Raw genomic sequence first — 22,467 nt, 5'->3', positions numbered from 1 at the left:
ACTACACTCCTGCATAATTCAGTTAACAGAGTGTTTACACATGTCCCGATTCATGGTCATTGCAGCCATTGCCATTAGCTACTACGTATTTGCCATACTACTTAACAGTGTGGGTACTGTTATTCTGCAATCGATCAATAGCTTCGACATTAGTAAGCCAGAGGCAAGCACATTAGAAGGCTTTAAAGATCTTTCTATTGCTGTTGTCTCGTTCCTAGTGGCCAGCTTCATTCCAAGAGTTGGCTACAAGCTTTCAATGTTACTTGGGTTAGCATTAGTGGCCATTGCCTGTGCGCTGACGCCTTCTATCGCAAGTTTCTGGTTCATTAAAGTGTTGTTTGCCTGCATAGGTACTGCATTTGCGCTAGTGAAAGTGTCGGTGTACGCCATTATTGGGCAGCTGTCGTCTACCACTAAAGCGCACTCATCGTTAATGAACACCATTGAAGGTATTTTTATGTTGGGCGTGTTGTCTGGATACTGGGTGTTCGCTGGGTTTATCGACCCCAATAGCGATGCTTCTTTATCTTGGCTGAACGTTTACTACTTACTAGCTGCGCTGGTTGGTTTTACGTTAATCGTTGTGGCATTGGCGCCTATAAAGCCTGTGGAAAAAGCGCAATCAGAAGGCCTTGCAAGCGAGTTCTTAAGCATGCTGAAACTGGCGTATAAGCCTTTAGTGCTGGTGTTTATCTTTTCTATTTTCTTATACGTGTTAATTGAGCAGGGCATAGGTTCGTGGCTGCCAACTTTTAACAAAGAGGTGCTGGGCTTACCTACTCAAGTCAGCATTCAAATAACCAGTATCTTTGCGATAGCGCTGGCCGTTGGGCGCTTAACTGCGGGCGCAGTACTTACGCGAATGAACTGGTATCCCTTCTTAAATATCTGTTTGGCGGGTATGGCTACGGTAATGCTACTAAGCTTACCGCTTGCCGAAAACGTGGCAGACAGCACAATAGCCAGCTGGGCTGACGCACCAATAGCTGCGTTCCTTATTCCATTAATTGGATTGATGATGGCGCCTATTTACCCTGTATTAAACTCGGTAATGCTAAGCGCGCTCCCTCAACATCAACATGCACCTATGACAGGGCTAATTGTTGTATTTTCGGCTCTTGGGGGAACCACAGGTTCTATCGTGACTGGATTTATTTTCGACGCAGTAGGGGGCCAACAAGCATTTTATCTATCGCTTATTCCAATCGGTGCATTAGTGGTAACCCTATTCTTCTTTAAACGAGCGTCTTCTTCTCTATCGCCTAAAGGTGCGCAGTAACTATGAGTTCTTCTTCACACAACTGGCGCGACAGCTTGTCGTTTTTTGCCAGCGACCTGTTTAAACATGTGCAAATGGCACAGCTATTCCCAGACAGCAAAACCTTCGCTGACGCTATTGTTAAAACCGATCTCAACACCGTTTTAGCGGCTTATGAACAAGCGTGTTTAGATGCTGAGAAAAGCGGCGAAGCAGTAGACTTAGCTACGTTTGTTAATACCCATTTCGATATTCCAGAAATGATTAGCGCAACATCGCAAACCAAGTTTGAAAATGTAGCCGATTATATTGAGCATATGTGGCAGGTGCTAACGCGTACCCCCGACACTGAGCAGAAAGACAGCTTAATAGCGCTTACCCGCCCATACATAGTGCCGGGTGGACGCTTTCGCGAAATCTATTACTGGGATACATATTTTACCGCGTTAGGTCTAATTGACGCGGGGCGCACCGACATGGCAATTAACATGTTGGTGAACTTTGTAGATATTTTAAATGAAGTAGGCTGCATTCCTAATGGCAACCGCGCCTATTATTACTCTCGCAGTCAGCCTCCTATTTTGGCGTTGTTTTATAATTTGCTTAAAGACGCACTAAGCGACCAGCAAAAAGAATACGTTATCTGGGGCTTGAAGAAAGAATACCAGTTTTGGATGAATGAAGCGGGCGAGAACGCGTCACAGAAGGGCGCAGCACAACTGCGCACGGTTACCATGCCGTGTGGTGCTACACTTAATCGTTACTTCGACACCGAGCCTACGCCTCGCCCTGAGTCTTATCGAGAAGACATAGAAACAGCAGAGCACATAGGCGCTGACAAAAGTCAGTTTTACCAGCATGTTCGCGCGGCTTGCGAATCGGGTTGGGACTTTAGTTCGCGCTGGCTAGCTAATCCCAATTCACTAGCAAGTATTCGTACAACTGAAATTATTCCCGTAGATTTAAATGCGCTTTTAGTAACGCTTGAACAGACTCTGGCAAGCGTGACTAAAGGTGCCGAGCAAGCGCGCTACAGTGCGGCATCTACAGCACGAATTAACGCAATAAACACCTATTTGTTTAATGCTGAAAAGGCGGGCTATTTTGACTATCACTTCCCCACACAAACTCAAACCGATGTAGTGTCAGCGGCTATGTGTGTGCCGTTGTTCGTTGGTATTGCAAATGAACAACAGGCAGAGGGAGTGCGCGCTGCGGTAATGAACTCCTTGTTAAAAGAAGGTGGCGTGGTAACCACTTCAAACGCTACGTCGCAACAATGGGATGCGCCAAATGGCTGGGCACCGCTTCAACTGTTTGCCGTTGAAGGGCTGCGCAACTATGGGTTTGAAATGCAGGCTCGAACCATCATGCTGCGCTTTTGTAAAACCATTGAGCGTCACTTTGCATTAAGCGGTGTGCTACTTGAAAAGTACAATGTGTGCGAACCGGAAATAAAAGCAGGTGGCGGTGAATACGACGTACAGCTAGGTTTCGGGTGGACCAATGGCGTGTATACCCGCTTTCAGACATATCTGAACCAGTAAACACGCTTCGGTTAAAACAAAAACGCGCGGTACCGTAACAACGGGCCGCGCGTTTTTTGGTAGTGTAGATATTAATTGTTGCCTGAGCGGTTACCCATATCAATCGACATGGCAATATCATCGAGTATGTCGTTTAGTCCCGTAATTTTCTCGTTAGCGATAAATACGCTCATCTGCGACTCAACCACAATATGGTCGGAAGTGGCATCGTTTTCAAAGGTATTGTCTAACGCGTTCTGTACGCGATCGAAAAACTGTCGCGCACTTCGTTCTTCAATATTGTGCAGACATAAAATAAATTGCTCGGTACCAAATCGCCCTAAAATATCGTTACCGCGGGTAACATTTTGAAGAGTTTGTGCAATTTGTCGTAATACTAAATCACCTTTTGTTGACCCCATTTTCCGCGTTATTTCACGCAGGTTGCTAATGTCGAAGATAGCAATGGCAATGGCTCGGCCTTTTTTCGGCGCATCAAGCTTGTTAATGCGGGCTATCGCCGAATTCGCATTAAGCAGCAGAGTAACGGGATCGATGGCTTTGCGCGCAAGGTGTTTTCTACGAAGTACGTAGCCAGTAATACCACTTACCAGAAGGAAAATAATAATAGCGGTATACAGCGTGTTCTTTCGTTGCTGTTCCGCTTGTTCAATCGCAGATTCCAAATCATAAATGCGGGTATACAAGTTAGCAGCACCAATAATTAAGGCCGAATCTTGAGTAACTTCACGGCGCTTAGTCACTTCTTTAGAATAGATCTCGTGTGCCTCTTTCGCCTTAGCTAAGTCCTGCAGTGCGATATACATGGACACATTGAAGCTAAGGTAATCCAAATTTGAACGAAAGACCGGCGGTATCGCGTCATCATTTAACGCTTCAATACCTGATATATACTGCTTAATACAGGTGAGATCGTTGTCATGTAAGCAAATCTCAGCTTTGTGCCAGTTAACAAGAAGCTCGCCAAACGAACTCGAGATGTTCGAAGACGCTTTTTCTAAATCGGGAAGGGTGTAGGTAAGTCGGTTGTAGTTTTCTGTTTTTCTATAGTAAATAGACAGTGCATACTGATACAAGAAGTTGGTTAGCGGTGTGTCTATTTCGCTATTGAGTACACCTAGTTCTAGAATGCTTTGGTAGGCGCGCTCAGTTTGACCGCTGCTTAGCAATGACACAATGGCGCTGATAAGAATACTTACCTTATTACTGCCTTCATATACAAGCAAGCCCATTTCATGTGCTTTTAGATATTGCTCTGCTGCTAAGGCATGTTGCTCTAAATCGCCATATAGTAAACCAATTGCGTTGTGAATATGCGCTAACTCACCGGGGCTGCCGTCGTTTGAATAACGCTTAAGCACACCAAACATCTTACCTAATCTTATTTCAGGTGAAGTGGTTTCTGAACAGTAATTAATTAGGCCTAAAGAAGAGCTGGTAAAGATATCGCTGTGGCGCTCGGGCGATGATAGTTCTTGGGCTTGTTGGTAGTACTTACAGCGTGCTGGGTTTTCTCTGGCGTCATAAGAAAAGCCAATTTGATAAATAGCCGAAGCAAACGCATAAGAGCTTTGATCAATATTGCTTTGCATAATAGCTTTAAGCAGCATAGTTTCAGCTTCTTCGTACTTGCCACGGCAAATTAAAAACTGCCCTTTGGCTACGGTTAAGGCAAAACGTTGTTGTGATGTAAGCGACTCAAGCGCAAGTGTGTCTTCAAGTTCTGGAAGTAGAGACTGATTAGGGCAATCATACGAAGGCGTGCGTACCTTTTCGATAACGGCATCGATATTGTCGTTTGCCAACGCGGCAAAAGAAGCTAGCGCAACGCTCAAAAAAGAGAATACTGTTAAAGATAACCTTTGAAACATGAGAAATAACGTTTTTGTTTTTTCTTCATAATATCGATTTGAGCCCAGAACTACTACACGGGGCACCTAAAAGTTACGTATTTTTTGTATCTTAATGCGTCTACTATTTTCTAAAACGTTGGGCTATATAAGCACGTGTTAGGTATTTACCCTATATTGCTAATGGGTAGGCGAACCAAAACTAACCAATATAGCTACTCCAACCAAAGCAACGGCAGACCATACAATAGTGGCTTTAGTCGCCCGTTCACCAAGTACCCATGCAACCCCTAGCGACATTAATGCGCTTGTAGCAATAAGGGTTTGAACCACGGCCGCTTTCGCATAAGCAAACGCAAACATTTGTAGGTAAATAGCAGCAGTAGTGCCAAGTAACGTGGCTAACACAAAAGCAGGCCATACCCGTTTTCCGCTGTCGCTTTCATAGTTAATAACGGGCATGTAGCGCGTTTTGGTTATGGCTATAAATGGCACCACAAAGACCATACCGCCAACTAAGCGCAAGAACGCAGCGCTGGCCGCGTCAATTTCACCGGCACTTAAAATGTCGCGGCTAACTACGGCCCCAACCGCCTGACATAACGCTGCGCCCACACCATACATATAGCCACTGGTTGCAAACACGTGTGTAGTGCTGCGTTTGCGTACCTTTATAACCATATCTACCGAAAACAATACTACTGCAACGCCAACCCACTGCTGCCAGGTAATCCATTCGCCAATAAACGCCATAGCAAAAAGGGCAGTGAATAAAGGCGCAAGGGTTTCGGCGACCAACACCGCTTGGCTATCGCCAATGCTTTGTAAGGCTTTAAAAAAGCAGGTGTCGCCAATGCCTATACCAATAAGCCCGCTAACCAATAGCCACAAAATAGCATGAGTACTAAGCCCTGTTGGCTGAACCACTACTAAAACCACTGCCAAAATGGCAATAGAAATAAGCCCCTTCCAAAAGTTCATGGTAAGCGGCGAAAATGCGTTACCCGTTCCACGGAATAAACGCGCAGCAATTGCCCAACAAAGCGCTGTACCTAGCGCAGCAAAAACACCCATAAATTACCTGTTAAAACTTTGCCCAAAAACGCTGGGGCAAATAAGTAGCCTGCCAAAAAGAGCGGCTATGCTAATGCAAGGTGTGGGCGGGGTAAACTTAAATCACATCAGTAGTTTTTAACTAAATATATTGAAGCCTTAAGCAAACGTAACTGAAGGTTAAAGGCTTTCGTGGCATTATGTTGGCGGTAAAATTCGTGAGTAAGTTAGGCGCTGTTCTCAATTAAGTGGGCGTTAACCGAACTTTAAGAATAAGAGTGAATTAAAAGGACGAGAAAAGCGTGAGCGTAGAGCAGATGAACTTAACCGGCATTAAAGGTGTAATATTCGATTTAGACGGCACCTTGGTAGAGTCTAGCCTTAACTTCACGCAAATGCGCGCCGACGTAGGCTGCCCACAAAACGAAGATATACTTACCTTTGTAGATGCCCTTAGTTGCGCCGAAGCCAAAGCGAGTGCGCACCGCGCTATATTGCAGCACGAACTTGACGATGCGCAAAATGCTAAGTGGTTACCCATTGGCAAAGCCATGGTAGAAAAGGTGCAGGCACACAATTTACCCATGGCAATAGTTACCCGCAACTGCCGCCAAGCCACCGCCATTAAGGTAGCTAATAACGGCATACCCATCGACTACGTGCTAACCCGCGAAGATGCCCCAGCCAAACCTGACCCAACCGCCTTATTGATGGTGGCGAACACATGGCAGCTTCAACCTGAAAACTGCCTGTATGTAGGCGACTTTATTTATGACCAGCAAGCCGCCGAGAATGCTGGGATGAAGTGGTTTTTGGTTTAGAGATCAATTTTATGCCCTGAAGGTGGAGTCGGTACTTCGGGTAAGATCGTCATCAATTCTTCTTCTACAAAGCAAGGGTTCCCGATGCCCGCATATACTTTAGTATACTCTTCTTCTCTTAGCTCTTGCATGTTCATATTTTGTTCGATACTCATAGTTAATTCCTTTTCAATTAATTTCAAATAGCTAAAAAGCGCAGAAAGGTTAACAAGGCTACTGACATATGGATTTGCGATTGAAGACAGAAAAGAGATTCATTAAGCACTTTTTCGTGTTTGGCGCAATATTGATGTTTTTCTGTCTCATTATTTCAAATGATGCTAGAGCTCTCGGCGTTACATTAAATGGTAAAACTAAGTTCGCAGGTATTCCCGCAGGTATCATAAGAGACATCGAAGTAGTTGGTGATGCTATTTATATTGCATCTGAAAATGGTGTGTTTAAGTACTTGGGAGGACAGTCAGAGAGGGTGATTTATGGTTCGACTCTCAGCACCCGCGGTACGGTTTCTGATCTTTATTTTGATGGGAAAGAAACACTATGGATAGTTGAATTTGGAGTAGGGGTTTACAAGTTTAATGTGGGTACTGGTCTAGCAGAAAGTTTTCATCACGAAAGCAAGTGGCCCAAATATGCATGGAAGATAGGAGTCTTGGAACACTATGTTGTTGTCTCTTTGATAAGCGGCATTATCGTTGTAGACATTGCGACGGGTGAGCTACAAAGTTGGGCATCAAATGTTGGTGTCGGAAACGTAGAAAGAGTTTTATCGCTTTCGGTATCAAAGAGCGGTCTGGTCTTCTTAGCGTCTAAAGACGGATTAGTGATAGTTGATCCTGACAGGAAGGTCAGTGAGTTGATAGCGGTTGACAATTCCTTGACCGCTCTCTCTTCAGTTGACGCAGTCTCAGCGTATGACTCTATAGTTCATATCGGTGGAAAAGAAGGAGTTTATGCTTGGGACATGTCAACTAACGAAAAGCGATTTTATCCGTTCAAAATTCCAAGTTCATCCAGCTCTATTTCAGATGTTTATGTTTCAGAATTAGGTAGGTTATATGTCGCAGCAGGAGGCCTATTCGAAATCAAAGAAGGACGAATTATCAAACCTGACTTTATGTCACCTTTGATAACTTCTGATGGAATAAAAAGCATTGTAAAAATTGCAGAATTACCGTCGGGAGAATTATTAATAGCGTCTTCTCAGCTAGGGCTTGTTTCTATTTCTCACTCACATGAAGCTATAAATCTTGTCCATCAAAATGGCCAGGTCTTTAGAAAGAACATTAAATCATTTGGCACCAGCAGTGATTTTGGGTATGCCGTAGGCACAAAAGATCAAGACTTTCTCATTGATTTGAAAACAGGGGAGGTAAAGCCATTTAGTTTTTGGGAGAATAATAGTTGTATTGATGAATTGTTGAACGAAATTAGTGCGGAATTTACAAATACAGTTTCTGGCTACGACTTCTGCAGTTCTGAGTATTCATACATCACTAGTAACTCTGTTTCCCATTCTTATGTATACCATGACTCTGGGGAGAATGCGTTTTATAACATTATTGATAGAGGTGTGATAGTCGATAAAATACCTGCCCCTCAAAACATGATAACTTCGGTTTTGACTGCCTCTGGTGAAATCGCAGGATTCGATACCAATAGTTATTTTCATATCCAAATGTCCAAATTTAACTGGAAGTCAATTTCTCCTGATGAAGGCAATTGGGTTGGACTGACTTGCTTAATTGAACTGGAGAACACTTTCTTACTCTGTACTTCAGGGCAGGGAATAAAATCTATCAACAAGCGTACAGGAGAGATAGCTTCATCTAGTCTACTCGAAGATACAGGTGCAAGATTTATTAGGGGAGCTCTGTTAAGCACAAATGATAACTTATGGTTCTTATCAAACATGGGGCTCTTTGTTGTAACGTCAGACGGTAACTTAATTTCTTTTAATGAAAATGATGGGATATTTGATACTGACTTTGAATACCGTGGAATACAAGAACTGGGAGATCGCATAATTGTCCTCGGTGACAAGTACTCATATGTAATCTCTGAGAAGAAAGCCATTCTGGCTATGAAGGCCAAAGAAAATATTAAGAGTAGAGTTGTTTTTACCCGTATCGACTGGGCTGCTAAAGATTCGAAATCTCATAAGATGCTTCAAACAACTGGGGGTCTCTCTAACCCCATAATGCTAGAAAGTGATTTTGATGCATTTGCAGTGGACTTTAGAACTAACAGTTTTTCAGAGAATGAAACTCAAAAACTAGAGTACAGAATTCTAGGAATAGACGATGAGTGGAGCGTGCATCCCCAATCACAAGCCTTTCTCACATTGTCGGATCTTAGGTCTGGAAGCTATGAGTTTCAAGCGAGGGTGATGGGAGCTGGAAACCCTATATCTACATTAGCGTTTGAAGTAAAGCCACCGATATACTTTCAAAGGTTTGCTTTTTGGATTTATCTCACTATTACTTTAAGTCTCATTATCGCATACAAGCTCAATTATCTGAGCAAGGTATGGGGCTACTTTAAAACTACTAAACTCTACAACCATCTTACCCGCTACGAAATAACCGACGGGCACTCTAAATTTGAAAAGATGCTTCGCAGCAAAGAGCGTTTCATTAACGAAATCACCCACGAACTTCGCACCCCAATTCAGCTCATCAATGGATCGTTAGAAGGCATATCCAAAACAGCTCATGCAGCGAGCAAAGAACTGATTTGTGTTCAAGACAATATGAAAAGGGTCGAACAGTTGATTAATCAAATGAGTCAAGATGTCCCTAAAGCCTTGGCTGCTGCCGACTACTACAGGTCCTACTCGCCGGACAACATAAAATTCATCGTCCTATCGCTAGAGCCATTAGCCAAGCAGAAGCGGCAGAATTTAGAATTGCGTATTAAAGGGAAAAAAGAAATATCGCTCATTAACGACAGCTTAGAGAAAATCCTGGCAAATCTAATTCAAAATGCAATTAAGTTCACACCAGAACTTGGCACAATAAAAGTAGCCGCTATACAAGATAGTAAAGTGCTTAAAGTTATCGTTAGTGATGACGGAGAAGGAATTGATGAGCACTTTCACAAAAAAGTATTCGAGCGATTCACTAAAGGGAGCAGTGAGCATGAAGGTCATGGTGTTGGCTTAGCAATGGTGAAAACCTTAGTTGAACTGAACCAGGGCGACATTGCGTTAGAGAGTCAAAAAGGCATTGGAACTAAAGTTACCGTAACGTTACCCATTGATGACATTGAGTATGTAAATTCGCATGCTGAAAAATTGTCACCCGCAAATGCCAAATCGAACAAGAAATCACTATTAATAGTTGATGACAGCAGAGAGTTCCGCTCTTATCTATTTGATTTGTTTTCTAGCAAATATCGCTGTTTAGTTGCGCGAAATGGTGTGCAGGCGTTAGACGTTATGCAGCATTACCTTGTCGATCTAGTTATCACAGATCAAATGATGCACGAAATGGACGGGCTGAGTTTAATAAGAGAAATTCGCGGTAATGTCAGCTATGCCAGTATTCCCATATTGATGTTAACTGCGGAAACCGGAACTGAATTAGAAAAATCAGCGCTAGAAGAAAAAGTGGACTACTTTTTGGCAAAACCTGCATCAAAAGAGGAAATTACTCTTAGGGTTGAGCATTTATTGTCGGTTAGAGAGGCAAAAGAGCGCGAGGAAGAGGAAAGCGAAGAGCCTGCATTTAAATTTGGATGCCTGAAAATCCCCGAGTTTGATAACGAAAAGGATATGGCGTTCTTTTTGAACTTTATCGCAGTATTGGAAAAGAACTACCACAATGAATCATTCAATAGAGACCAAGCTGCCTCGCAGTTATTGATAAGTCCTAGAAGTTTGAACCGAAGAATGTCAGAGTTGTTTGAATACAACTTCAGCGAGTTTCTTTCACGCTTCAGAATCGAAAAGTCTATTCCGTTACTGTTAGAGGGAAATAGCATTCTAGATACCTGCCTAGACGTGGGCTTCGGCACCGCAGCTTATTTTTCGACGTCCTTTAAAAAGGTTATGAGCCTACCGCCCAAAAAGTTTGTGGAGCAATACAATAAAACAGTAGCGTAAAGGTAGTATCTAAAAGAACTAAATATACCTACGCCTTTCCGCCAAAAAGCCAATCAATAGAAACGATGCTACATAGCCTGCACCTTGGTACTGCCAGGGTAAGTAGGCTAGGGTGTGTTTTAAGAACGGTGCGCCGTACAAGGTTAGTGCGCCATAGCCGAAGGCACACAGCACTACAAACAAACTAACGCGAATGGTGAAATGGTAAGGTGCCAGTATGCGTTTTACATGGCCGTTAATCAGGTCGCCGTACACCACTAGAATAGTGGCCATAAGCATAATGCTCATTTCGGTGTAATAGGGGCTTAGGGCGCGAGAAAGGGCACTGAAAAGTTCACTCATAAAATTACTACTATTATGACGTTTTTACTGTGTGCCCATTATAACCACGGTAAGGTCAAAAGCGTTAGCTAACGCCCTTATTAAGTGCGCTTACTGCTTTAAAGCCTTGCTCAATAGTGGCAATGCGGTCGGTGGTCTGATCGCGCTCTACAAATTTATGTTCAATACCGGCTAATTTGCCGTGCGCGAATATCTCTTTAAAGTTAATGGTGCCTGTGCCCACATCAGCAAAACTGCCGTCTTCAGCCAAATCTTTTACATGCCAAAGTTTAAAGCGGCCTGGGTACTGCTTAAAGTAATCAATGGGGTTTTTACCTGCTTTTACCGTCCAGTATAAATCCAGTTCCATGGCAACAAGGTCTGGGTCGGTCTGAGTTATAAGCACGTCTAATGGTGTCTTTCCGTCACGTACTTCAAATTCAAAATCGTGGTTGTGGTAGGCAAGAGTAATACCTTCCTTCTTACACGCTTCACCAATGGTATTTAGCTTATCGGCAAGGGCTTGGTATGGCGCAATTCCAGTACCACGTTGGGCTTCGCTAAGCCAAGGAACTACCAAGTACTTGTGGCCAACGGTTTGTGCGTCATCTAAAATTTGTGTCAGGTTAGTATCGAACGCGTCTAACTGAATATGAGCCGAAGGCGCAGTAAGGCCATTGTCATCAAGCAGTTGCTTAATTTCCTTTGCGCTGTGGTCAAAGTAGCCTGCAAATTCCATTTCCGAATAACCAACATCAGCGACCAGTTTAAGCGTAGCCGGCACACTTACTTTCATAATATCTCTAAGCGTGTAAAGCTGCAGACCAACAGCACTTTTGTGCATGCCCTTCATCATAGCTCCTTTATCACTACCATGCCCCTGAACCGAACTAGTACTTGCCAAAACAGCAGGAGCGCTCATAGCCGCCAGTAAACCAGATGAATATTTAATGAACTGTCGTCTTGAAACGCCAGAGCCAATATTACTGGCCGCGTCTAAAATTGCTGTCTTACTTAAGTTTGTTTTACTTAAATTCACTGCTTGCTCCTTTTCTGTAGTGGTACATAGGTGATGACGCATCGCTATCATCAATTAACCCAAAGCTTTGCCCGTGCTCTCACGCACAATAAGTTCAAACGGCATAATAACTTTGGGGGCCTTGCGAATTTTTCCGTTAAGAAGGTCCACCAGTAGCGTAACCGCCGTTCTACCAAACTCTTCTGCAGGTTGGGCAATAGTGGTTAGCGGTGGGTCGACAAATGCTGAAAACGCAATGTCATCGAAACCTGCCACCGATATGTCATTAGGAACATGTAGGTTGGCTTGCTTGAAGGCTTGCATGGCACCAATAGCCGTTTCGTCGTTCTCACAAAATACGGCGGTGGGTCTACTTTCAAGGTGACTAATGGTTTCCCCTGCGTTGTATCCGGCCTGTAATGTAAAATCCCCCGGGAACAACAAGCTCTGATCAAAGGCAATATTGGCTTGCGCTAATGCGTCTTTATATCCAACCAAGCGTTCTTGGGTAAGCGGACTTGAATTAGGTCCTTTGATCATGGCTATACGGGTATGGCCTAATGAAATTAAGTGCTCGGTCATTGCTTTGGCTGCAGCACGGTTGTCTAACGACACAACAGGATATTGGCCATCGTCAATCACCTCACAGGCATTCACCATGGGAAGCAGGCCATTGTCGTTGATCATCGTGGCATCAAATGGGTTGTGCGCACGTAACTGTATAAGCCCATCAGCCTGAGAAGTACTTACCATCTTGGCGTAATGGCTTTCTATTTCACTATTACCAAGCGTATTGGCAAGTAAAATAGAATAGCCCAGTTCGGCTGCCGCTTCCTGCATACCGCTAATAACACGGGCAAAAAATACGTTCGCTACCGTAGGCACCAGTACCACTAAATTGTGCGTTTTTCCCGAACGAAACTTAACTGCCATTAAGTTAGGTTTATATCCAACTGCCTGAACAGCGGCCATCACCTTATTGCGCGTTTTAGGAGAAACACGCTCAGGTTGTTGCAATGTTCTTGATACGGTAGCGACCGACACGCCGGCACTATCTGCTACATCTCTAATATTTGCCATTTACGTTATTGTTGTTTGTTAATCCACTCGCGCATTGTAAACCTAACCCAGTAAAGGTGTGGTCTATACGATGGTAGCGAATTCAAAATTTACGTGAAATTAATATGTAACCGTTTTCATTTTAAGCAAAAGAATACGCACTTTCATTAAAACGTCAAAGGTTATTTGTAGGATTTATGTAAATTTGAGCTAGTGCTATGTTCAAATTTAGTGCAGGGATAGGCTGTTAAAGGTAACAAAGCCCGGGTGTTACCTCGCCATTTGTAAACTTTAGATTAATAAAATGCTGTTTTTTGTATTGACCATTAAAATGTAACGGGTTACATTTTGTGGCATTAGTAACACCAATAGTGCGTTTGCACACAGAGGAATTTCAATGCAACCAATTCGAATGGGAATGATCGGAGGCGGGGAAGGCGCGTTTATCGGTGCTGTGCATCGTCATGCCGCAGGGTTAGATGGGAACTACCAGTTGGTGTGTGGCGCATTTAGCCGCAACGAAGAAAATAATACGCGTACTGCTTCTGCATTAAACGTATCAACATCGCGTACATACGATAGCTGGCAGTCAATGTTAGAAGAAGAAGCCAAATTACCTGAGCAGCAGCGCATGCAGGTTGTGGTTATCGTAACGCCTAATCATCTACACGTACCTATTTCACTTGCTGCAATTAAGGCGGGCTTTCATGTCTTCTGTGAAAAACCAGCAGGCGTTAGCTTTGCAGAAGTAAAAGAGCTTCAAGATGTTATTCACGCCAGTGAATCGCTATACGGCTTGGCTCATACCTACCTTGGTTATCCTATGGTTTGGCAAGCACGTCATCTCGTTGAAAGCGGTAAGCTGGGCAAAATTCGAAAAGTGTATGTTGAGTATCCGCAAGGCTGGTTGTCTGGCGAAGAAGAAACGCACAATAAGCAAGCGCAGTGGCGTACCGACCCAGCAATTTCTGGCGCAACGGGCGCAATGGGCGACATCGGCACTCATGCCTTTGGACTTGTTGAGTTTGTATTAAACGACAGTGTTACCTCGTTATGCGGCGAGTTAAACACCCATGTTGAAGGACGCCGATTAGATGACGACGGCGCCGCACTTATTAAAACTAAAAAGGGCGCATCGGGTGTGCTGATTGCTTCACAGGTTTGTGCAGGTGAAGAAAACGCATTGAAGATCCGTGTCTACGGTGACAAAGGTGGCTTGGAGTGGCGTCAAATGGAGCCAAACTCCGTTATCTATCGCCCTGTTGATGCCCCTTATCAAGTGTTTAGAGCCGGCCAGGGTCAAGTTGGGTTATGTGATGCTGCATCTGCACGTTGTCGTGTTCCAGCTGGCCACCCAGAGGGCTACTTAGAAGCAATGGCAAACTTGTATACAGATTTTGCGAAAGCGGTACGCGCGAATCAAAAAGGCAAAGCTGACGGCGTTCCAGGAATAAATTCAGGCATACGCGGAATGGTATTTATAGATGCCATGCTTGCCAGTACTGACAGCGACACCAAATGGGAGTCGGTCAGTCAGGAAGGAACGCAGTAATGCAATTAAAACATACAATGAAAAAGGTGAGCGCTTATGGCTACTAACCAACAACCTATAAAAGGGCCGGCTATCTTTCTTGCTCAGTTCATGGGAAAAGAAGCGCCGTTCGATACGCTCGAAAATATGGCGAAGTGGGCAGCGTCGCTTGGTTACAAGGGAATACAGGTTCCTACCGATCCTAGTCTGTTTGATTTAGAAAAAGCAGCTGAAAGCCAAGAGTACTGCGACAATATCGCGAAAACTTGTAAAGACGCTGGCGTAGAAATCACTGAGCTTTCTACGCACTTACAAGGTCAGCTAGTGGCGGTTCACCCCGCTTACGACGAGTTATTTGATAACTTTGCGCCGGCACACTTACACGGCAAGCCACAGGAGCGAACCGAATGGGCAGTTAATCAGCTTAAATGTGCGGCTATTGCCAGTAAACGCTTGGGACTAAAAGCCCACGCTACCTTTTCTGGTGCATTAATGTGGCACTTGGTTTACCCGTGGCCTCAGCGTCCTGCTGGCTTGGTCGAGCAAGGCTTTGCTGAATTAGCCAAGCGTTGGAAACCCATTCTCAATGCATTCGACGACGCGGGTGTTGATGTATGCTACGAAATTCACCCCGGGGAAGACCTGCACGATGGCGCTTCGTTCGAACAGTTTTTAAAAGCTGTAGATAACCACCCACGAGCAAATATTCTTTTCGATCCAAGCCACTTTGTTTTGCAGCAGCTTGACTACCTTGACTTCATTGACCGCTACCACAGCCGGATCAAAATGTTTCACGTCAAAGACGCCGAGTTCAATCCGAACGGTAGAAACGGTGTGTACGGCGGCTATCAAGACTGGCAAGACCGCGCGGGACGTTTTCGTTCCCTTGGCGACGGCCAAGTCGACTTCAAAGGTATTTTCAGCAAGCTTACCCAGTATGGCTTCACAGGCTGGGCAGTACTAGAGTGGGAATGCTGCTTAAAAGACAGTGCGCAAGGTGCAGCAGAGGGCGCACCGTTTATCGCTTCACACATTATCGAGCCAAGCAAATATGCGTTTGACGACTTTGCTGGTGGAGACGTTAGCGAAGCGAAGAATAATCGTATTTTAGGCCTTGAGCGCTAAGCGCCATCAATAGGATAACAATAACTATGATAACCCTACGCCTTAGTTTGATGATGTTCCTTCAGTTCTTCATTTGGGGAGGCTGGTTTGTAACATTAGGCACGTATCTATCGAATACCCTGTCTGCCAATGGTGGGCAAATCGGTATGGCTTTCTCAACGCAGAGCTGGGGCGCCATCATTGCCCCCTTTATTGTGGGCCTTATTGCTGACCGATTCTTTAATGCAGAAAAGATCCTCGGCTTACTACACATTGTTGGCGCCGTGCTTATGTACTGTATGTACCAAGCGAATGATTTCGCCAGCTTCTACCCTTATGTGTTGGCATACATGATTGCATACATGCCTACGCTTGCTTTGGTTAACTCAGTGTCATTCGGACAAATGGTCGACCCTTCCAAAGAGTTCGGAAAAGTTCGTGTGTGGGGCACTATCGGCTGGATTGTGGCAGGCCTTATGATTAGCTATGTCTTCTCATGGGATTCTGCACAGTCTATTGCCGATGGTATGCTCAAAAACACGTTCTTATTGTGCAGCGTTGCCTCGCTAATGTTGGGCGTATTCAGTTTTACACTGCCAAACACGCCACCTCAATCTAGCGGTAAAGCGGTAACTATTCGCGACATTCTTGGCTTGGACGCGTTGGCACTGTTAAAAGACAAAAACTTCTTTGTATTTTTTCTTTCATCTGTACTTATTTGTATTCCACTGGCGTTTTACTACCAGAATGCGAACCCATTCCTTACTGAAATAGGCGTTGAAAATGCAACGGGCAAAATGACACTAGGTCAAGTTTCCGAAGTATTGTTCATGTTGGCCCTGCCGGTATTTTTGAACCGTTTCGGTATTAAAGCCACGTTGGTGATAGGTATGGCGGCTTGGGTTGTACGTTATGCACTGTTCGCATTCGGAAACGCTGACGAAGGCTTGTTCATGCTTATTGTTGGTATTGCACTGCACGGTATTTGTTACGACTTCTTCTTTGTATCAGGGCAAATCTATACCAATGCAAAGGCGGGAGAAAACGTAAAAAGTGCAGCGCAGGGGCTAATTACCTTAGCGACATATGGGGTAGGTATGCTGGTGGGCTTTGCAGTGGCAGGCGCAATTACCGACACCTACACGATGGAAACCGGTGCGCATAGTTGGCAGCAGGTCTGGTTATTCCCAGCAGGGTTTGCCGCGGTTGTGTTAGTGCTATTCGCCATTCTGTTCAGAAAGGAAAAGGTGAACGCAGATGCATAATATTACCCGCAGAAAGTTACTTCAAAGTATGGCTATGACAGGGGCAGGCATTGCCGGAACAGGGTTAGCAGCAGCTGGTTTAGCCACTGCGATGCCTGCTATAGCGAGTACAAACGGCACGAAAGGTAGCAACACCATGAATACGCCGCTTAAAGGAAATGTAAACCATTCGGTAAGCCGATGGACCTACGGCGATTTAAGCATTGAAGAGTTGTGCCAGACTGTAAAGCAATTAGGATTTGGAGCCATTGACTTGGTTGGTCCTGAAGATTGGCCTGTGTTAAAGCAATACGGCATCGACTCTTCTATGTGTAACGGCGCCGAGATAAGCCTTGAAGACGGCTTCATTCACAATGAGCTCCACGACGAACTAGAAGCGCGTTATATAAAGCACATCGATTTGGTCGCTGATGCAGGTTATACAAATCTTATCTGCTTTAGCGGCAATGCCCGAGGCATGTCACGAGAAGAGGGACTTGAAAATGCGGTTAAAGGGTTAAAGCGCATTTTACCTCATGCTGAAAAACGCAATGTAGTGATTTTCATGGAGCTGTTTAACAGTAAAGTCGACCACCCTGATTACATGGCCGACAATTCTGCATGGGCGATAGAACTTTGCAAACGCCTAGGTTCTAAGCACTTCTCACTGCTTTACGATATCTACCACATGCAAATTAATGAGGGAGATATCATCCGAACTATTCGAGATAACTATCAGTACTTTGGCCATTACCATACGGCCGGCGTACCTGGGCGTCACGAAATAGATGCTTCACAAGAACTCAATTACGAAGCAATTGCTAAAGCCATTGTCGAGACCGGATTTAAAGGCTACTTAGCACAAGAGTTTATACCCACACCGAAAACCAAAGCCAACAGAATAGCGTCGCTACAACAAGCGATCCATATCTGTGATGTGTAACGTGCGAACAGGCACAGCGACGAATTAAGTTTTAAGGACGTGTTATGGCGAGTAACGAATATGATGCAATAGTTATTGGATCTGGTATCAGTGGCGGTTGGGCTGCTAAGGAGCTAACTGAGAAGGGCCTAAAAGTGCTCATGTTAGAACGTGGCCAAAATATCGAGCACATTAAAGATTATAAAAATGCGCACAAAGAAGATTGGGATTTCCCTCACCGAGACTTGCCTACTCAAGCAATGAAAGTGGATTATCCCGTGCTTAAGCGCGACTACCCGCTAAATGAAAAAACGTACGGTATGTGGGCAAATGAAAAAGAAAACCCTTATACCGAAGACAAGCGCTTCGACTGGTACAGAGGTTACCACGTAGGTGGACGCTCACTGTTGTGGGGCCGTCAAAGCTATCGTTTGAACAAAGAAGATTTCGAAGCCAATGCCAAAGAAGGCATTGCGGTCGACTGGCCCATTCGCTATGAAGATTTGGCACCGTGGTACGATTATGTAGAAAAATTCGCGGGTATCAGTGGTAATCGCGATGGCTTAGATGTATTGCCTGATGGTGTATACCAGCCACCAATGCCAATGAACATTGTAGAGGAAAGTGTCGCGGCGCGAGTGAAAAAGGCCTATGAAGGCGCGCGACACATGGTGCATGGCCGCACTTCAAACATGACACAAAGCAAGCCCGAAGAAGGGCGTGTTCATTGCCAATACCGCAATAAGTGCTGGTTGGGTTGTCCTTTCGGTGGCTACTTCAGTACACAAGCATCTACGCTTCCAGCTGCGGTTAAAACAGGTAACTTAACCCTTCGACCTTTTTCGATAGTAAAAGAGATCTTGTTCGACAAAGACAAGAAACGCGCGACTGGCGTTGAAATTATCGATGCTGAAACCAACGAGACCTATGTATTTAAAAGCAAGATTATTTTTGTAAATGCGTCAGCACTTAACTCGGCGTGGGTACTGATGAACTCTGCCACAGACGTATGGGACGGTGGCTTAGGAAGCAGCAGCGGGGAATTGGGTCACAACGTTATGGATCACCACTTTAGAGTAGGTGCTTCAGCTCAAGTTGAAGGTTTTGATGACAAATATACCTACGGTCGCAGACCGAGTGGCTTCTATGTGCCAAGGTTCAGAAACTGGGGAAGTGATAAGCGAGATTACCTGCGTGGATTTGGTTATCAAGGCGGCGCAAGCCGTTCAGGTTGGCGCAAAGACATAGCTGAGCTTGGTATAGGGGCTGGACTTAAAGACGCGATAACCGAGCCTGGTCCTTGGACAATAGGTATGACGGCATTCGGTGAAATTCTTCCGTATCACGAGAACAAAGTGTACTTGAACAAAAAAGTCACCGACAAATGGGGCTTACCTGTACTCGCAATGGATGTTGAGATTAAAGAAAACGAGCTTAAGATGCGTAAGGACATGCAGCAAGACGCTATTGAGATGTTTGAAGCGGCTGGCCTTAAAAATGTTCAGGGCTGGGATGCAGACTACGCACCTGGTATGGGCATTCATGAAATGGGTACGGCACGTATGGGGAGGGATCCTAAAAGCTCTGTGCTCAACGCGCATAACCAAGTATGGGATGCACCAAACGTATTCGTGACCGATGGTGCGGCAATGACATCGGCAAGCTGTGTTAACCCTTCACTGACCTATATGGCATTAACGGCAAGAGCCGCAGACTTTGCCGTAGAAGAGTTAAAGCGAGGAAATCTATAATGGAACGCAGAGAACTACTTAAACTCATCGCAACTGCTACAGGCACAGCATTGTTCGCAGGTAATGTACTTGCCTACACAGATGTGCCCGCTGTACCGCTTAGCGACACATTATTTAATGAAAAAGATGTGGCCTTGCTGAACGAAATGGGTGAGGTGATCATTCCTCAAACTGACACGCCTGGAGCAAAAACAGCCAACGTTGGCGCGACAATGGCTGTGCTGGTAACCGATTGCTACACACCTTTACTTCAAAAGACCTTTCTTGATGGCATTAAGAAAATATCTTCGTTAAGTCAAAGTCGTTTCGACAAGCAATTTGTTCAGCTTACCAAGCAAGAACGAGAGGCTTTATTCAACGACCTGGATGTAGAAGCGAAAGCGGCGAACCTTGCTAACGGTGTTTATCAAGGTGTTGAAACAGGAAAGCCAAGTCAGTGGGAGCCAGGTACCGATGAGCCAACCCCTCACTACTTTACGCTACTAAAACAGCTAACACTTTATTGCTTTTTCACGTCTCAAGTTGGTGCGACTAAAGTGCTTCGTTATGTGGCCATTCCTGGACGTTACGACGGTGCATTCCCTTATAAGAAGGGCGACAAAGCGTGGGCCACCTGAGCCTGCGCTATCGAGCTGCCAAACACAACACAGTTATACAACGGATAAAACAAGGTACTGACACTATGAATAAAACACTCGTCGCTTCAACTGTGGCTTTGCTTTTGCCACTTTCAGCATGCGCAACGACAGATGCAGATACTGAGAAAAGCGAATCGCGGTTAACCCGCGAACAACAGGCCGCTAAAACGGAAGTTTGGGAACCTGTTCCTGAAGTGGTTTCTTTTGATAAGGCAGGCGTGCCCTCTGATGCCATCTCTTTAATTGGTGATGACCTATCTAACTGGACTTCAGTAAAGGAAGGTGATGCAAAGTGGACGCTGGAAAACGGTGTTCTAACAGTGAAGCCGGGAACAGGCGATATCAAAACGAAAGCAGAGTTCTGTGATGTTCAGTTGCACGTAGAGTGGAAAGCGCCACAGCCAGAAGCAGGTATGGAAGGACAACAGCGCAATAACAGTGGTATCTTCCTGCAGCAGCGATATGAAATTCAGGTCTTGGACTCATATCAGAATAAGACCTATCCCAATGGACAAGCGGCAAGCGTATATAAGCAAACTATTCCTTTAGTTAACGCTATGAAGGCGCCTGGCGAATGGCAAACTTACGACATTATATATAAAGCTCCTACCTTTAACGGTGAAGCGCTAGCAACGAAAGGTTATGTTACGGTAATACATAACGGCGTAGTGGTTCAGAACCATACTGAAATTCAAGGGACAACAGAATGGATCGGTGCACCTAATTACAAAGCTCACGGATGCGAGCCGCTTCAATTACAAGATCACGGCAACTTAGTAAGCTTTAAAAATATGTGGGTAAGACCACTTTAAAAAGCAAGCCGATAGATATCTTCAATCTCTTCAATACTCAATTGCTTGGGGTTGTTGCGAAGAAGGCGAGTTACTTTACTCGCCTCTTCTGCTAATTCACCTACACAAGAAGGCGGAATATTGAAGTGGGTGAGTGAAGCGGGAATGCCTACATCGCGACACAGTTTTTCTATAGCAACTAATAATAGTTTAATTGCTTCCTCTTTTGAGTGGTGGCGCTCACATACCTTTAAAAGCTTAGCCACACAATAAAGTTTGTCTTGGCAGAACGGCGCATTTACTTTCAATACATGAGGTAGCATTACCGCGTTACTCATGCCATGTGACAGATGAAACCGTCCCCCTAGTGGATAAGCTAAGGCATGTACTGCCCCCACGCCCGCGTTTCCAAACGCAAGACCGGCCATTAAACTGCCGGTGGCCATATCTTCACGTGCTGCTAAATTCTCACCATTATTATAAGCGTGAAGTAATGAATTAAAGATAAGCTTCAGTGCTTTCTCTGCTAATGCGTCGGTAATTGGGCTTGCATTTACACTTACATAGGCTTCAAGCGCGTGAACGAATGCGTCTATACCACTTGCTGCTGTAATGGACTGTGGGCATGTTTTTGTCATCTCCGGTGCAACAATCGCAACATCGGGTAGCAGGCAGTGACTAACAATTCCTTTTTTCATCTGTGCTATCGGATCTGACAAGATAGCAATATTGGTAACTTCTGAACCTGTACCAGCGGTAGTAGGGATAACAATAAGAGGCAAACGACGTTTGGAAAGCGTATTTTCACCGAAGAGTTCTCTGAGGGGGCCAGTATGATCGTATGTAGCTGCAAGTACTTTCGCACTATCAATAGCGCTACCTCCACCAAGAGCAATAATTCCGTCTACTTGCTTCTCACGAAGTATCGCTAACTTATCTTCTATGATATTCACTTCAGGCTCTGGTGGAATGTCATCAATTATAAGTAAGGGTGAAGAGGGTAATAGTGTGAGTAGTTGATCAAGAAGACCAGATGAGGAGACGCCTTTGTCAGTAACGATGGCACAGTCCTTTATAGATAATCTCGCCATTTCATCAGTGAGGGCTTTGATAGCGCCAAGACCCGTTATGAGTTTTCCTGCGGTTTTAAATTCAGAAACCTTCATGTAAACCCCTCAATAATCCACGTACACGTTCAAATACTGTTCTATTAATTTATAGTACACAGCGTGACTTACCAATTAACTAACCTTATAGATCGTGAAAAGCACGGTGAATTAGTGGTTTTTATGAACGTATTGCGCATTGTTTATGCAAACGATCGAAAAATAAGGATTTTTTTAAAATACTTGTTGACGTGAGCGCTCATTTCCCTAAAATGCGCATCCGCTTCGGGGGAAAAGCAAAACAGCAAGCCTCCTGAAGTAAGTCTCTACTACCTTTATAGGCCAGTA

At 44.6% G+C, this 22,467-nt stretch carries 18 protein-coding genes; 11 read left to right on the top strand and 7 right to left on the bottom strand.

All coding sequences use genetic code 11. The annotated features are described in order from the left end of the window. Nucleotides 1-40 precede the first annotated feature (40 nt). Together F0261_RS00090 and F0261_RS00085 are read left to right on the top strand one after the other, a co-directional pair. Nucleotides 41-1,279 (top strand): sugar MFS transporter, encoded by a 1,239-nt coding sequence (locus F0261_RS00090; protein ID WP_253819146.1) that lies wholly within the window; start codon nt 41-43, stop codon nt 1,277-1,279. A gap of 2 nt (nt 1,280-1,281) precedes the next feature. Continuing rightward, a complete protein-coding gene (locus F0261_RS00085; protein WP_171336908.1) occupies nt 1,282-2,805 on the top strand; it encodes a trehalase family glycosidase in 1,524 nt (507 codons plus the stop codon). Between the two features lie 71 nt (nt 2,806-2,876). Here the strand turns inward: F0261_RS00085 and F0261_RS00080 are convergent, their stop codons facing one another. Both F0261_RS00080 and F0261_RS00075 read right to left on the bottom strand, forming a co-directional pair. Next, on the bottom strand, nt 2,877-4,676 hold the full coding sequence (locus F0261_RS00080; protein ID WP_171336907.1) for a GGDEF domain-containing protein: 1,800 nt from the start codon (nt 4,674-4,676) through the stop codon (nt 2,877-2,879). 159 nt (nt 4,677-4,835) lie between these two features. After that, a complete protein-coding gene (locus F0261_RS00075; protein ID WP_171336906.1) occupies nt 4,836-5,729 on the bottom strand; it encodes a DMT family transporter in 894 nt (297 codons plus the stop codon). Between the two features lie 281 nt (nt 5,730-6,010). On the opposite strand from F0261_RS00075, the gene F0261_RS00070 reads away from it, so the two are divergent. Continuing rightward, complete coding sequence (locus tag F0261_RS00070) at nt 6,011-6,529, top strand: HAD-IA family hydrolase (RefSeq protein WP_171336905.1); 519 nt, start codon at nt 6,011-6,013, stop codon at nt 6,527-6,529. Here F0261_RS00070 and F0261_RS00065 read toward each other — a convergent pair. After that, nucleotides 6,526-6,684: a hypothetical protein gene (locus F0261_RS00065; protein ID WP_014978070.1), complete on the bottom strand. Its 159-nt coding sequence runs from the start codon at nt 6,682-6,684 to the stop codon at nt 6,526-6,528. The genes F0261_RS00070 and F0261_RS00065 overlap by 4 nt on opposite strands. Before the next feature lie 80 nt (nt 6,685-6,764). On the opposite strand from F0261_RS00065, the gene F0261_RS00060 reads away from it, so the two are divergent. Next, nucleotides 6,765-10,634 carry an ATP-binding protein gene (locus F0261_RS00060; protein WP_253819145.1) on the top strand — a complete coding sequence of 1,290 codons (3,870 nt, stop codon included), beginning with the start codon at nt 6,765-6,767 and terminating at the stop codon, nt 10,632-10,634. An 18-nt stretch (nt 10,635-10,652) separates the two neighbouring features. Here the strand turns inward: F0261_RS00060 and F0261_RS00055 are convergent, their stop codons facing one another. From F0261_RS00055 to F0261_RS00045, 3 genes are all read right to left on the bottom strand, one after another. Next, on the bottom strand, nt 10,653-10,976 hold the full coding sequence (locus F0261_RS00055; RefSeq protein ID WP_014947959.1) for a DUF3392 family protein: 324 nt from the start codon (nt 10,974-10,976) through the stop codon (nt 10,653-10,655). Nucleotides 10,977-11,040: 64 nt separating this feature from the next. After that, nucleotides 11,041-11,994: a TIM barrel protein gene (locus F0261_RS00050; RefSeq protein ID WP_171336903.1), complete on the bottom strand. Its 954-nt coding sequence runs from the start codon at nt 11,992-11,994 to the stop codon at nt 11,041-11,043. Nucleotides 11,995-12,048: 54 nt separating this feature from the next. Next, entirely contained in the window at nt 12,049-13,053 is a 1,005-nt protein-coding gene (locus tag F0261_RS00045) for a LacI family DNA-binding transcriptional regulator (RefSeq protein WP_171336902.1), read from the bottom strand. 376 nt (nt 13,054-13,429) lie between these two features. On the opposite strand from F0261_RS00045, the gene F0261_RS00040 reads away from it, so the two are divergent. From F0261_RS00040 to F0261_RS00010, 7 genes are all read left to right on the top strand, one after another. Beyond that, complete coding sequence (locus F0261_RS00040) at nt 13,430-14,584, top strand: Gfo/Idh/MocA family protein (RefSeq protein ID WP_014978074.1); 1,155 nt, start codon at nt 13,430-13,432, stop codon at nt 14,582-14,584. A 36-nt stretch (nt 14,585-14,620) separates the two neighbouring features. Further along, nucleotides 14,621-15,688, top strand: coding sequence for a sugar phosphate isomerase/epimerase (locus tag F0261_RS00035; RefSeq protein ID WP_014978075.1), 1,068 nt, complete (start codon nt 14,621-14,623; stop codon nt 15,686-15,688). Nucleotides 15,689-15,714: 26 nt separating this feature from the next. Beyond that, a complete protein-coding gene (locus F0261_RS00030; protein ID WP_020745223.1) occupies nt 15,715-16,932 on the top strand; it encodes a nucleoside permease in 1,218 nt (405 codons plus the stop codon). Next, entirely contained in the window at nt 16,925-17,854 is a 930-nt protein-coding gene (locus tag F0261_RS00025; protein WP_014978077.1) for a hydroxypyruvate isomerase family protein, read from the top strand. The genes F0261_RS00030 and F0261_RS00025 overlap by 8 nt, the downstream gene beginning before the upstream one ends. Nucleotides 17,855-17,898: 44 nt before the next feature. After that, entirely contained in the window at nt 17,899-19,584 is a 1,686-nt protein-coding gene (locus F0261_RS00020; RefSeq protein ID WP_014978078.1) for a GMC family oxidoreductase, read from the top strand. Then, nucleotides 19,584-20,201 carry a gluconate 2-dehydrogenase subunit 3 family protein gene (locus F0261_RS00015; protein WP_171336901.1) on the top strand — a complete coding sequence of 206 codons (618 nt, stop codon included), beginning with the start codon at nt 19,584-19,586 and terminating at the stop codon, nt 20,199-20,201. Before F0261_RS00020 ends, F0261_RS00015 begins: the two co-directional genes overlap by 1 nt. Nucleotides 20,202-20,266: 65 nt before the next feature. Beyond that, nucleotides 20,267-21,034 carry a DUF1080 domain-containing protein gene (locus F0261_RS00010; protein ID WP_171336900.1) on the top strand — a complete coding sequence of 256 codons (768 nt, stop codon included), beginning with the start codon at nt 20,267-20,269 and terminating at the stop codon, nt 21,032-21,034. On the opposite strand, the gene F0261_RS00005 is transcribed toward F0261_RS00010, so the two are convergent. Further along, complete coding sequence (locus F0261_RS00005) at nt 21,031-22,179, bottom strand: iron-containing alcohol dehydrogenase (RefSeq protein ID WP_171336899.1); 1,149 nt, start codon at nt 22,177-22,179, stop codon at nt 21,031-21,033. The two genes, F0261_RS00010 and F0261_RS00005, sit on opposite strands and share 4 nt — an antisense overlap. Between the last annotated feature and the right edge of the window lie 288 nt (nt 22,180-22,467).

The sequence above is a fragment of the Alteromonas sp. 07-89-2 genome (assembly GCF_013113925.1).
GTDB classification, from domain to species: Bacteria; Pseudomonadota; Gammaproteobacteria; order Enterobacterales; family Alteromonadaceae; genus Alteromonas; species Alteromonas macleodii.
Note: the sequence above shows the minus strand (reverse complement) of the source record. Positions and strands in the feature narration are given on the sequence as shown.